The organism is Nitrincola lacisaponensis (genome assembly GCF_000691225.1).
Taxonomy (GTDB): domain Bacteria; phylum Pseudomonadota; class Gammaproteobacteria; order Pseudomonadales; family Balneatricaceae; genus Nitrincola; species Nitrincola lacisaponensis.
Genome location: NZ_JMSZ01000042.1, coordinates 104,826 through 118,219, shown reverse-complemented (window position 1 = coordinate 118,219; position 13,394 = coordinate 104,826). Strand labels below are relative to the sequence as shown.

The window sequence follows — 13,394 nt, the reverse complement described above, 5'->3', positions numbered from 1 at the left end:
CATGACCGATTCTACCCGACTGGCGCTGCGCGGTCTGCGTTGCGCTGCATGTGTTAACAGCATTGAAACCGCCCTCTCCCAGGTAGAAGGTGTCACCTCGGTCAGCGTTAATCTCGCAGACCGCAGTGCGGATGTCCAGGGGACAGCAACACCTGAGACACTGATAGCAGCCGTCAGTTCAGCAGGCTTCGCTGCCACACCAATGGATGCCAGCTATGGTGAAGCTGAACGCCGTCAAGAGGAAGCCGCCCAGCTAGTGCTGGCAAAACGGCGTACCTGGGTCGCACTGCTACTTGGCGCTCCGCAGATGCTGTTGATGATGACTGGCCACCTGCCCATGCCGGAAGATGGCCGGCTGATCTGGGGAATTATCGGCCTGCTGACACTGGGAATGATGATCTACTCCGGTGGTCATTTTTTTAGCGGTGCCTGGAAAGCACTGAAAAACCACCATGCCACCATGGACACCCTGATTGCCATAGGTACCGGCAGCGCCTGGCTTTACTCGACGCTGATTATTCTCTGGCCTGAGCTCCTGCCTGTCGAAGGACGTCATGTATATTATGAAGCAGCAGCCTTTATCATTGGCCTGGTCAATCTTGGCCATGTACTGGAAACACGTGCACGTGGCCAGGCATCTCAGGCCATTCGTGCACTGATGCAGTTACAGCCTGACAGCGCCACACTGATTCTGCCCGGTGGCGAAGAGAAGTCCATGCGCCTGTCATCGATCCAACCCAGTGACCTGTTACGTGTCAAACCCGGTGAGCGTATCCCCGTGGACGGTCAGCTTGCCAGTGGCGAGACACGGGTGGATGAGTCAATGCTCACCGGTGAACCCCTGCCCATCCTGAAACAAAAGGGCGACTGGCTCTCTGCAGGCACGGTGAATTTATCCGGCAGTATCAAACTGCGCGTACGCAAGGTTGGCGAGGATACAGCTCTGGCGCACATTATTGCCATGGTACGCCAGGCACAGAACAGCAAACCGGCCATCGGTCGCCTGGCGGATAAAATCAGTGCTGTTTTTGTCCCTGTGGTTATTCTGATCGCCCTGCTAACCGCCGCAATCTGGTGGAACATTGGCCCGGAGCCCTCCAGTGCCTATGCCTTTATCACCGCCATGACCGTGCTGGTAATTGCCTGCCCCTGTGCATTAGGTCTGGCAACGCCTATGTCAATCACCGTGGGAGTTGGACGTGCTGCCGGGCTCGGTGTCTTGATTCGCAAGGGTGATGCATTACAGGAGGCGTCCCGTCTCGATGCCGTTGTGCTCGATAAAACCGGTACTGTCACCGAAGGCAAACCGGCATTGACACATCTGGAACTGCTGGAACCCGACTCTCTTAAACCGGACAACGGCTCAGAGCTTGCTGTTGAAGACTATGTGTTACAGCAGATCGCCAGTATTGAACGTGCCTCAGAGCACCCTCTGGCACAGGCACTGGTGATGGCCGCAGAAGCACGCCAATTGCCACTGCAGCAAACTGGCTCTCCCCAGATACACCCAGGTCAGGGCGTGACGGAGCAGTTGCATGGGCAACGCTGGGCGATTGGTAACCGGGCGTTGATGCTCGCTGAGGGCGTCAGCCTGTCAGACTCAGCAGAGACACGTATTCAAACCCTGTCCGATCAGGGCAATACGTTGGTGATGCTGGCTGTAGATGGTCAATTGGCAGCTTTGTTGGGTATTGCAGATCCGGTCAAAACCGACAGTGCAGATGCGATTGCACGGCTGCGTGACACCGGGGTCCGCGTCATTATGCTCACCGGTGACAGTGAGCGAACAGCCCGCGCGGTAGCCAGACAGGTTGGCATTGATGAGGTCATCGCAGAAGTCATGCCGGATCAGAAAGCCCAGACAATTCGTTCATTGCAGGCCGCAGGATTACGTGTCGGTATGGTCGGTGATGGCATTAACGATGCCCCGGCACTGGCGCAGGCAGACGTCGGGTTTGCCATAGGCACAGGAACAGATGTGGCGATCGAAAGCGCGGATATCACGCTGATGCGAGGGTCACTGCAAGGCGTCGCCGATGCCATGCAGATCTCCCGCGCCACCCTGAAAAACATTTATCAGAATCTGTTTGGTGCATTTATCTACAACACTCTGGGAATTCCACTGGCAGCCGGAATTTTATTCCCGTTGACCGGCTGGCTGATGAATCCGGCCTATGCTGCTGCAGCCATGGCACTGTCATCAGTCACCGTCGTCAGTAATGCCAACCGGCTGCGCATTCTGCCGCTGACGCCTCAACGCTTGAAGCGTTCTACCAGTTCATAAAGCCTTTCTGCCGTAATCTCCAGCGCTTTACTGCGCTGGGATGCGGCATTGCCTTTCTCTACGCTGTGATTGGCAAGCGTATTAATATTCACGACTTGTTGGTTGATGGTTTCAGCCACACTGGCCTGCTCTTCAATCGCAGCGGCCATCTGAACAGTCATCCCGGCTATCGAAGAAACCGCTGCAGAAATCTCGGTCAAGGTCGATTGAGTGCGCTCCATCTGCTCAGCCGCTGAGCTGGCATCCTGCTCTCCCTCTGCTGCCAAAGCACACGCCGCAGCAGCCTTCTGCTGCAAGCTGTTAATAATTTGCTGAATCTGCCCGGTTGATTCACGGGTGCGCAGAGCCAACTGGCGTACCTCATCAGCAACCACGGAGAAACCACGTCCATGGTCCCCTGCCCTGGCAGCCTCTATCGCAGCATTCAGCGCCAGCAAATTGGTTTGCTCGGCAATCTGTTCAATCAAATCTGTAGTACCCGCAATCTGCTGTGATGCGTCTGACAAAGTACTCACTGATTCAGAAATTTCTCTGACCTTGCGCTGCAGCTGTGCTACCGATGCCTGTGTCTGCTCTGCCACTTGTTGTCCCTGGCGTGCCATTTGGTCAACATTATCAGACTGGGTCGCTGTTTCCTGCACATGCCCGGAGACTTCTGCGATAGTAGCCGCCATTTCATGCATTGCCGTTGCCACCTGCTCTGTCTCGGTCTGCTGATCACGAACACCCTGTGTTGCCTGAGTTGACAATACATGTGCTTCGGAAGCCTGTACCGCAACATCCTGCGCCCCATGTTCCAGACGAGTCAATACAGTATTCAGATGGGCAGCATCACTGAGAATCGACATTTTTAGCTGACCATACAAGCCGGAATCATCGGTATAACTCAGCATCGCTGCTTCATCTCGGAAGGCGTGCGGCATACAATCCAGCAAACGTTGCAAGTCCCGGCGGTTACTCCACCAGATACCCGCATAACCGATCAAAGCACCAAGTAAAGCAACTGGCCAAACCTGTTCAACACCCAGCCATTGCAACACAGCGCCCGATAACAGCGCCACACCCAGTGAGGCCAGCAATATGCTGACCTCTCGCTTACGAATTTTGCGATAGCGAGGCACGCCTTTTCCAGCCTTAAGGCGGGCATAGAGCTTTTCAGCCCGGGCGATATCCTCTCGACGCGGTTTGCGGCGTACAGACTCAAAACCGGTAACTTTTCCGTTGGAAAAAATCGGGGTGATATAGGCATCCACCCAATAGTAGTCACCATTCTTGCAACGGTTCTTGACGATGCCCATCCAGGGCTTTCCTAGACCAATATATTCCCACAAACCCTTGAAGGCCTCTGGTGGCATATCAGGATGTCGGACAATGTTATGCGGCTGACCGATCAGCTCCTCACGCGTGTAACCACTGATTTCCACAAAATTATCGTTGCAGTCCCGGATTCGACTGTCCGTATCTGTTGAAGAAATCAGTTGCTGTGATTCAGGAAAACTGCGCTCTTTTCCTGACATGTGAGTCTCTTGATCCATAGTAAGCGTTCCACTGCTATTCAGCATTTCTGCTGTTAAACTTGAGTTATGTTTAAATTAGATCATCCAGGAAGTAATGCAAGTCTACTGCAAAAAGCTTGATCCAGATATTAAAATAGCGACAGAAGTCGCCCAAAGGCGACTTCTGCTGTGCGTTTAATCTGCTTTATCGAGGGAGTCCAGCTGCAGAACGCTCAGGGTACGTTGACGCACCTGCTTCAGCAGTTCGGTGTTTTCAATCAGAGATTCGCCGTAGGAAGGTATCATCTGTTTCAGTTTATCTTGCCATTCCGGCGTTTTCAGTTTGTCAGCAAAACTGCGTTCCAGAATACTCAGCATCGCCTGTACAGCCGTCGAAGCCCCAGGAGATGCTCCCAGCAACGCTGACATGGTGCCATCCGCCGATACAATCACTTCAGTACCAAACTCAAGCTTGCCACCCCCGGCAGGATCTTTCTTGATAATTTGCACCCGCTGCCCGGCAATAGACAGCTCCCAATCATCGGCCTGCACATTGGGAAAGAAGTTACGCAAAGCCTTGACGCGCGATTCGTGTGACTGCAAGGATTCGCTGATCAGATAACGAGTCAGATCCATATTGCGCAAACCAACGGACACTATCGGGCCAATATTGCTGGGTCGAATGGATTTGAACAGATCGCTGTAAGAGCCGTATTTAAGGAATTTGGTCGTAAATCCGGCAAAAGGTCCGAACAGTAAGGATTTTTTACCATTCATAATGCGGGTATCCAGGTGTGGAACCGACATGGGAGGAGCGCCCAATGGCGCCTTGCCATAGACCTTGGCATGATGCTGCTCAACGATCTCGGGCTTGGTACACACCAGCCATTGGCCACTGACCGGGAAACCACCATAACCATGCCCTTCGGCAATACCGGTTTTCTGTAACAAGGGCAACGCGCCACCACCGGCACCGAGGAACACAAAATCCGCGGTGATCGGTGTAATATGCCCATCAGCCTTGTTCTGCACCTGCACCAGCCAACGGCCATCCGGTTGCTTTGTCAGAGTATTCACATTATGTGCTACCAGCAGATCAAAGTCTGGCTGATGCCCCAGCCAGTCCACCATCAGGCGGCTCAAATCGCCAAAGTTCACATCGGTTCCATAGCGTACACGTGTAGCGGCAACCGGCTCGCCTGCCGGACGATCCTGCATCACCAGCGGCATCCACTCGCTGATCAGTGCAGCATCTTCGGTGTATTCCATATCGGTAAACATGGGATGAGCCGTCAGTAAACGGTGACGTTCACGCAGGAAAGACACGTTAGCCTCACCCCAGACAAAGCTGCAATGAGGTGCGGTATTGATGAAACGACCAGGCTCTGGCAAGGCCTGCTGCTCAACCAGATAAGACCAGAACTGCAGACTTTGCTCAAAAGCCGCATTGATATTGAATGCCTTGGTCGTATCCAGTGAACCGTCTGGCTTTTTGGGAGTATAGTTCAGCTCACAATAAGCCGCATGACCTGTCCCGGCATTATTCCAGCCATCGGTGCTTTCCTGCGCAACATGATCCAAACGCTCAACCATCATGATTTTGATAGTTGGATCCAGCTGCTTCAGCAGCACCCCGAGAGTGGCGCTCATCGCACCAGCCCCGACAAGCAACACATCTGCCGTTCTTGCGGTCATTTCGATCCTCACCATTACCCAAAATAACAAAGCTGGAATTATAAAGTGTCCAGCATCACAGACCATTCACCTATGGTGGAATATGTCGACAATATTACTGAATAGTTGATAGGGATATAATACGGGAATTCCGCTGACGCTGCACTGCGACATACGAAAAATAGCGGGAATTTTATCTGGACAACAACGGGCGGCCATCAAATAACCACCCGTTTAATAAGCGTTTTTTGAAGCTTTAAAGCGCAACTGATCGTCAATCTTCAGAAAATACCTGAATACGTTTTGGCTGCACTGCTTCACGCTTTGGAATGGTAATTTCCAATACACCGTGTTTACATTTGGCGTTAATGGCATCACCATCTGCTGAGTCGGGCAGACTAAAACGGCGATAGAAAGAGCCGAAACTGCGTTCAACGCGCTTGTAGCCATCTTTCTCAGTCTTGCTTTCTGATTCCTTCTGTCCCTTAACAGTCAGCACACCAGCCTCCATACTGACCTCGATATCTTCCGGCTTAACACCGGGAATATCGGCAAAAATCAGAAATTTGTCCGTTTCTTCCTTGATGTCAACAGATGGTGCCCATTCAGCCGTTGCAATGGAGCTTTCCTCGGATTTATCTTCGCGGTTCAACTCCAGCTCTTTCTGTAACTGCCGAAGCAGGCTCCAGGGTTCATAACGTGTTATAGCCATGATCTGAATCCTCCAGGTTAATACAGGTTGTACGACTCAAAGGCCAGCAGACTCCTGTGCCTTTCACCTGATAAATAAGGTCAGACCGACGCTTTTCAAGTCGCCTTCAAGCGCTTTTTCAAGTCCTCAATCAAGCCATCACAGGCCTGTTCAATCAGATCTACCACCTGATGAAACCCGGCATCACCCTGGGTGTAGTAAGGGTCTGGTACCGCTTTCTGCTGGCCGGGAAAGGCATAGTCCAGCAACAGCTTCAACTCTCCGGCATAGTGCGCCGGTTCAAGCACACGCAAGTCATTCAGGTTATCCGCATCCATGGCCAACACATAGTCAAAGTGCTCGAAGTCTTCACGCGTTGCCTGACGAGCACGCAGATGACTGATGGTATAACCACGCTGTAAAGCAACCTGCTGGCTACGCGGATCAGGTGCCTTGCCTGTATGCCAGGCAGCCGTACCAGCCGAATCAACCCTCACCTGATGCTGCAATCCTGCCTGCTCCAGGCGAGCTTCCAGCACACCCTGCGCTGTTGGAGAACGACAAATATTACCCAAACACACCATAAGAACATTTAACTGCTGTGATTGACTCATCTGCTCAGACTTTCCCTTTAAGATTCAATGCATCCGCAACCGGCTGCCAGGCAGCCAGCTTTGCGGCAAAATTCAGACTGGCATGCGCCGGACTGGTTGATGGCAGTCGATGGCAAGGGAGCTGATGCAGCTCCAGTGGTATGACAACATGACGGCGAAAGCTTTGCCATGCCTTATCGCCATTACAAAATACCTGACGAATATCAGGATATCGACGAAATAACGCCGCAAAATCATTGGCCTGCTCACTGTGCCGACAGATCGCGGTATCCAGACTTCCCGGACGCTCACAGGACTGCAAGACATCCCACACAGCCACACCAGACGCCTGCAGAGCTGCAACCCGCTGCGCATAAGGCAGCTCTGGATCAAAATCCAGTAATGTCGCCATAATCGGCCAGAATGCATTGCGTGGATGCGCATAGTAGGCCTGTGCCTGCAAGGATGCCTTTCCCGGCATGCTGCCCAATATCAACACCTGGGCCCCCTCGGCAATCAACGGTGGAAACCCTGTCACCCAATGATCTAGCTGTTCAGCCACCGCATCTCCTGAACTATCCATCTGAAAACAAAAAACTTTACATCAACCCCCGGCAGGTTACCATAACCCTCTTTGAGCCTTCAGGATATTCAAACAGATGTTAAACCGGATTCTGTGTATAGATGATGCTGCTGATATACGTGCCGTTCTGCAAGTTGCCCTGGGGATAATCGGGGGCTTCTCGGTTCAGCTGTGCGCATCCGGTTCACAGGCAGCCGAAACAGCCGCCGACTTTCAGCCAGATCTGATTCTGCTGGATGTGATGATGCCGGACATGGATGGTCCGGAAACACTCGCAGCATTGCGCAAGCTACCCGGCCTGGAGCAAACCCCTGTAGTATTTATGACCGGACAGGATCAACCGGAACAGATCGAGCAACTACGCGCATTGGGTGCCCTAGGCATCCTGCCAAAACCCTTTAATCCGGCTGAACTGGCCAGCCAGATCAAAGCGTTGTGGTCGCTTCATTCCGGCAGTTAACTGCGCGGCGCACGATGTCCACGTGCCAGATCACCCGAACGAACACCATCACGATGTCCCGGCTTAGCCGGTTTCTTGCGCCGGGGAGCCTTGTCACGTGCAGGTGCTTTCAGCTGTGTGTCTGCCAGAGCATGTACGGGTTCAAATCCCGGTTCAACACGCCGCTCCAGCAACTGCCGGGTCAAACGCTCAATGGCACGCAACTGATCCAGCTCATCTGCACACACCAGTGAAACAGCCTGCCCCACCTGTCCTGCTCGACCCGTACGACCAATACGGTGTACATAGTCTTCAGGCACATTCGGCAGATCAAAATTCACCACATAGGGTAGCAGGTCAATATCCAGGCCGCGTGCGGCAATATCGGTCGCAACCAATACACGTACTTCACCCGCCTTGAAGTCAGCCAGTGCTTTTGTACGGGCGTTCTGGCTCTTGTTGCCGTGAATGGCAACCGCACTGATGTGGTTCGCTTCCAACTGACGAGTCAGTTTATTGGCACCGTGTTTGGTCCGGGTAAACACCAGTACCTGCTGCCATTCACCCTGGTGAATCAGCTTGCACAGCAACGGGGCTTTCTGATTTTTGTCTACCGGTGAAATCCATTGCGCCACTGTGGGTGCTGTCGCATTGGAAGGTGTGACCGACACTTCGACTGGCGATTTCAGTAACCCTTTGGCCAGAGCCCGTATTTCCGTAGAAAACGTCGCCGAGAACATCAAGGTCTGACGCTGTTTCGGCAATAAGGCCATAATCCGCTTGATATCATGGATAAAGCCCATATCCAGCATGCGGTCAGCTTCATCCAGAACCAGCACTTCCAGTTGGTCGAAACGTACTGCGTTCTGCTTGTACAGATCCATCAAACGACCTGGCGTTGCAACCAGCACATCAACGCCTTTGCGCAGCGCCATCATTTGCGGATTAATTTTCACCCCGCCAAACACGATGGCTGAGCGTAACGGCAGATAGCGGCCATACACACTGACACTTTCACCGACCTGAGCGGCCAGCTCGCGTGTAGGGGTCAGTACCAGTGCACGCACTTTATTGGCACTTACCGGCTCGCCTGTACTCAACCGCTGCAACAACGGCAGGGTAAAACCCGCTGTTTTGCCAGTACCGGTTTGCGCAGCTGCCATCAGGTCCTGACCAGCCAATACGACGGGAATGGCCTGTGCCTGGATTGGAGAGGGGGTATCGTAGCCCTGTTCGGCTACTGCTTTAAGAATGGGATCTGATAATCCCAGTGAAGCAAAACTCATTCAGTGATCTCTTATCGGCGTCCTGTGGACGAATAGCGGACCCAGCTTGAAGGGTCCAGAGTGGAGCCATAGAGTCTAGCGGATCAGGCGTGACAAAGCACTCTTTATCCAGCCTGTCGCTTAAAAGAATGCCAGCCAGACCCCTACACCCAACATCAGGCTGCCAGCGATACGGTTTAGCAGGCGCACATTGTGTGCATGCTGCAAAAACATCCGTAACGCTTTGCCACCTCCGGCATAGATCAACATACAGATCAGCTCCAATAGCAGAATGATGCTCAGCAATAACGCCAACTGAGGTACCAACGGCTGCTGCTGGTTAATAAAGGGCGGCAGCAACGCCACATGAAACGCCCAGCCTTTGGGGTTGGCAACCGCCGTGACAAAGCCCTGCACAAACAACTGCCAGGCTGAAACTGTCTGACGTACCGCTGCACTTTCCGGAATAGCCATCCGCCCCCGGGACTGCCACATCTGTACACCGATGTAGAAGAGGTAAGCCCCTCCGACCCACTTGAACACCTGAAAAAATCCGGGATAGGTCAGCAGCACTGCGGCAACGCCCAGTACAGCCAGTACCGCGACCAATGCCACGCCCAGCATTTCGCCCCACATCATCCACAGAGTGCGCTTGACGCCCAGCGTGATTCCCAGCGTCATCGCCAGGGTCATACACATTCCCGGTGTCACCGATACAAAGAAAAAGGTAGGCACAAATACCGACAGCATCGCCAGGCTCATACTGAAAATCCATCACTCAGTCATGTTCAAAAAAGGCATCATAAACCCAAGCCTTCAGCCTAACGCGTGAAAATTTCGTCCTCATGACAAATCCAGTGAAATCAGCACAGCAAAGCAGATGCAAAGCGACAGCTTAGCCGATAGACTCGAAGCAGCTAACAGGAGGAATCGTGAAAATACTCTTCGTATCACCCGATCCAAAGCCAGAACGCTGGATCACCCCCCTTCAAGCCGCTCTGCCGGATGCCCAGTGGATCGCCTGGCACGCTGAATTACCACCTCAGCAAGCCGATTACGCACTGGTTTGGCAGCCACCTGCGGCACTGTTTGAGCGGGAACCGGGCCTCAAAGCCATTTTTAATCTGGGTGCAGGTGTGGATGCCCTGCTCAAGCTGTCCGCACTACCACCCACCCTGCCCATTTATCGGCTGGAAGATGCTGGCATGTCGGCACAGATGGCAGAGTACTTACTGCATCAGATTGCCGAAATCACCCGTGCAATGCCGGTATACCGCCAGCAGCAGCAACAGCAGATCTGGAAAATGCAACCACCCTGTCGCCGCCAGGAGTGGCCCATCGGGTTTCTCGGGTTAGGACAAATTGGTCATAAGGCTGCTCAGGCACTACAACTGCTGGAATACCCTGTCGCCTGCTGGAGCCGAAGTCACAAACAGATCGAAGGGATTCACAGTTACACTGGCACCGGTGAACTCGCGGCATTTCTGCAAAATACCCGAATACTGATCAACACCCTGCCGTTGACACCGGATACAGCCGGTATTCTGAATCAGACACTGTTTGTACAGCTACCGGCAAACAGCGTATTGATCAACGTAGGTCGCGGACAGCATCTGGTTGAACAGGATCTGCTGGAGGCACTGGCTTCAGGCTCACTGCAACAGGCCGTACTGGATGTTTTTGCTGAAGAGCCCTTGCCCGCTACACATCCCTTCTGGAGCCATCCAAAGATTACGCTCACACCGCATATTTCGGCACCCACGCTCAGGGAGGAGACCATCCGTCAGATTACTGACAAACTGAAGGCCCTGGCTCAAGGACAGCCCATCACGGGTGAAGTGAACCGTCAGCGCGGTTATTGATACTCTGATCAGCCAGCCCCCGATACAGATCGGGGGTCTCCTGCTTCAGACTTTACGCAGAATCACTGACCCGACGGAATAACCGGCGCCAAACGAACAGAGCAGGCAGAGGTCCTCCGCCTGCAACCCTTCACGGTGACGTGCAAAAGCAATAATCGAGGCCGCAGAGCTGGTATTACCGAACTCATGCAAAATGGTCGGTGCCTCGTCCGCATCAGGATCGCGGCCCAGTACTTTTCGGGCAATCAGGCTGTTCATGTTGATGTTGGCCTGATGCAACCACAGACGACGCAGCGTTTCAGCGGGCAGGTCAAGTGACTGCAAGTGTTCAATAATCAACTCAGCCACCATCGGTACCACATCCTTGAACACCTTGCGGCCTTGCTGCACAAAATAGGTGTCGGGGGCATCCAGAGAGCGATCTTCGCACTTGCTCAGGAAACCAAAGTTATTGCGGATATTGTTCGAAAAAGCCGTTTTCAGGCGTGTTCCGAGAATGCGGAACTGAAGCGGACTGCGAGCCAGTTCAGCGCGTTCAACAATCATCGCGGTACAGGCATCACCAAATATGAAATGACTGTCACGATCACGGTAATTCAGGTGTGCCGAACAGATTTCCGGGTTAACCACCAGCACGCGTGTCGCATTGCCCGCCTGCAGCGTATTATCGGCCAGCTGCAACGCAAAGGTTGCCGATGAACAGGCCACATTCATATCAAATGCAAAACCGCCAGCACCGAGCGCCTGTTGCACCTCAATTGCAACAGCCGGATAGGCACGCTGCAAATTGGAACAGGCAACGATCACACAATCCAGATCGCTGCCCTTCAATCCGGCTTCATCCAGTGCCAGCTGTGCTGCCTGAATCGCCATTTCGGCCTGCAGACTCAGCGCATCATTGGCACGTGGAGCGACATAGGGTTTCATGCGTTCAGGGTCCAGAATACCCTGTTTATCAATCACGTAACGACTGAGAATGCCGGATGCTTTATCAATAAACGCCGCAGACGAAGGCTGCAACTCTTCCAGCTCACCCAGCGCAATCGCGGCACTGTGACGTGTGTTGTAGTCGGCAACAAAACAATTAAAGGATTCCACCAGCTCATCATTGCTGATGACATCGACAGGCGTATACAGGCCAACGCCACTGATTACGTTATTCAAGCGGGGCACTCCGAACAGACTTGCTTAGTTTTTCACCCCGTCTGATTACAGAATTTCAGATCAGGACTTTCAAGCATTGTCCTGCATGATAGAGGCTAAATCCAGCCTCATATGCAACCGATCGCAATTGCCGTGCAGAAATAGCAACGGGCTGTGACAGCGGCAGTGGCAAGCCACGATCACTGCCCTCTGCCAGCCACTGGGCAAAGCCTTTGCCGACCAGCGTACCGGTGGTGTTACCACGGCCATTATAGCCACTGGCAGCCAGCAGCCCGGGAGCCGGTGAAAACAGGCGCATCACATGATCCGGCGTAAACCCCATGCGTCCGCTCCAGTGAAGCTGCCATTCGACCTCAGGCAAATCCGGAAAGTAATGCCGCTGTATACGCTGCGCCCAGCAACGTAACCAGGATACCGGTTTGTGCTCGCCACTCCCAAGACTGCCCAGAATCAATCGCCCGTCAGTATCCCGACAGATGCTGCTGAGTACTTTACGGGTATCCCAGGCACCCTGTCCGCCTGGTAAAATGGCGTCGGCCGCAGCCCCACTGAGCGGTGCTGAAGCCACCTGGTAATAGTAGCCAGCAAAAAAGTGACGTGTCAGTTCAGTCCATTCGCCTTCCGTATAAGCATTACTGGCCAGCACCACCTGATCAGCCAGGACACTGCCCGTTGGTGTTTGAACCCGCCAACCTGACGCCTCGCGCTGCAGTGATATGACCGGGCTGCGACAATAGAGTTGCGCACCACCTGCCATCGCCGCACGCGCCAGCCCAAGCGTATAGGCATAAGGGTTAATCACCCCTGCACGCCGATCCAGTAACACGGCGGGTATACGTTCGCTGCCTGTGAGTTGAGCCGCGTCAGCGCCCTGAAACAGCTCAACAGGGGCTCCCTGACGTTGAAACTGGGCATGACGCTGTTCCAGTGAGCGCACTCCGGCAGCATTATGTGCCAGATGCAGAGTACCCTGTCGCCGGGCATCACACTGAATGCGATAACGTTCAATCAGATCAAACACCAGAGCGGGCGCTTCGGCCAGCTGTTGATTGGCACGATCGCCCAGATCCTTGCCCAAACGCTGACAAATATCTTCCGGAGGCAACCACATACCGGCATTCACTAATCCGACATTACGCCCAGACCCGCCTTCCGCCAGCTCGGCAGCCTCCAGCAACAGCGCTTTGATTCCGTACTCCTGCAGATGCAATGCACAGGACAGCCCGGTAATGCCACCACCAATAACACACACCTCCGTGTGCCGCTCCCCCTCCAGACGGGGCAGTGATGGTACCGTTTCACCTGACGTCAGACGCCAAAGACACTGCTGTAACATTACGCGC

General features: G+C 53.6%; 12 protein-coding genes. 3 read left to right on the top strand and 9 right to left on the bottom strand.

Translation table 11 applies throughout. The features are described from left to right. Position 1: 1 nt before the first annotated feature. Entirely contained in the window at positions 2–2,284 is a 2,283-nt protein-coding gene (locus ADINL_RS14685) for a heavy metal translocating P-type ATPase (protein ID WP_036549734.1), read from the top strand. Here ADINL_RS14685 and ADINL_RS14680 read toward each other — a convergent pair. The 5 genes from ADINL_RS14680 to ADINL_RS14660 all read right to left on the bottom strand — a co-directional run bounded on the left by ADINL_RS14680 (position 2,254) and on the right by ADINL_RS14660 (position 7,300). Then, complete coding sequence (locus ADINL_RS14680) at positions 2,254–3,801, bottom strand: methyl-accepting chemotaxis protein (RefSeq protein WP_239644399.1); 1,548 nt, start codon at positions 3,799–3,801, stop codon at positions 2,254–2,256. The two genes, ADINL_RS14685 and ADINL_RS14680, sit on opposite strands and share 31 nt — an antisense overlap. A 174-nt stretch (positions 3,802–3,975) precedes the next feature. After that, positions 3,976–5,475: a malate dehydrogenase (quinone) gene (mqo, locus tag ADINL_RS14675; RefSeq protein ID WP_036549729.1), complete on the bottom strand. Its 1,500-nt coding sequence runs from the start codon at positions 5,473–5,475 to the stop codon at positions 3,976–3,978. 253 nt (positions 5,476–5,728) lie between these two features. After that, positions 5,729–6,166 (bottom strand): Hsp20/alpha crystallin family protein, encoded by a 438-nt coding sequence (locus ADINL_RS14670; RefSeq protein ID WP_036549718.1) that lies wholly within the window; start codon positions 6,164–6,166, stop codon positions 5,729–5,731. Between the two features lie 95 nt (positions 6,167–6,261). Then, the gene (locus ADINL_RS14665) at positions 6,262–6,759 is read right to left on the bottom strand and encodes a low molecular weight protein-tyrosine-phosphatase (RefSeq protein ID WP_036549715.1); all 498 of its coding nucleotides are present in this window, start codon (positions 6,757–6,759) and stop codon (positions 6,262–6,264) included. Positions 6,760–6,763: 4 nt separating this feature from the next. Further along, the gene (locus tag ADINL_RS14660; protein WP_051632865.1) at positions 6,764–7,300 is read right to left on the bottom strand and encodes a DNA-deoxyinosine glycosylase; all 537 of its coding nucleotides are present in this window, start codon (positions 7,298–7,300) and stop codon (positions 6,764–6,766) included. Positions 7,301–7,397: 97 nt separating this feature from the next. On the opposite strand from ADINL_RS14660, the gene ADINL_RS14655 reads away from it, so the two are divergent. Then, positions 7,398–7,781, top strand: a complete 384-nt coding sequence (locus ADINL_RS14655; protein WP_036549713.1) for a response regulator — start codon at positions 7,398–7,400, stop codon at positions 7,779–7,781. Here ADINL_RS14655 and ADINL_RS14650 read toward each other — a convergent pair. Both ADINL_RS14650 and ADINL_RS14645 read right to left on the bottom strand, forming a co-directional pair. Then, positions 7,778–9,046, bottom strand: a complete 1,269-nt coding sequence (locus ADINL_RS14650; RefSeq protein ID WP_036549711.1) for a DEAD/DEAH box helicase — start codon at positions 9,044–9,046, stop codon at positions 7,778–7,780. The genes ADINL_RS14655 and ADINL_RS14650 overlap by 4 nt on opposite strands. 120 nt (positions 9,047–9,166) lie before the next feature. Beyond that, positions 9,167–9,787, bottom strand: coding sequence for a LysE family translocator (locus ADINL_RS14645; RefSeq protein WP_036549708.1), 621 nt, complete (start codon positions 9,785–9,787; stop codon positions 9,167–9,169). A 170-nt stretch (positions 9,788–9,957) separates the two neighbouring features. Here ADINL_RS14645 and ADINL_RS14640 point away from each other — a divergent pair, with 170 nt between their 5' ends. Beyond that, positions 9,958–10,887: a 2-hydroxyacid dehydrogenase gene (locus ADINL_RS14640; protein WP_036549706.1), complete on the top strand. Its 930-nt coding sequence runs from the start codon at positions 9,958–9,960 to the stop codon at positions 10,885–10,887. A 45-nt stretch (positions 10,888–10,932) separates the two neighbouring features. Here the strand turns inward: ADINL_RS14640 and ADINL_RS14635 are convergent, their stop codons facing one another. Both ADINL_RS14635 and amaA read right to left on the bottom strand, forming a co-directional pair. Continuing rightward, the gene (locus tag ADINL_RS14635) at positions 10,933–12,051 is read right to left on the bottom strand and encodes a beta-ketoacyl-ACP synthase III (protein ID WP_036549704.1); all 1,119 of its coding nucleotides are present in this window, start codon (positions 12,049–12,051) and stop codon (positions 10,933–10,935) included. Between the two features lie 55 nt (positions 12,052–12,106). Further along, positions 12,107–13,387 carry an L-pipecolate oxidase gene (gene amaA, locus ADINL_RS14630; protein ID WP_036549702.1) on the bottom strand — a complete coding sequence of 427 codons (1,281 nt, stop codon included), beginning with the start codon at positions 13,385–13,387 and terminating at the stop codon, positions 12,107–12,109. Between the last annotated feature and the right edge of the window lie 7 nt (positions 13,388–13,394).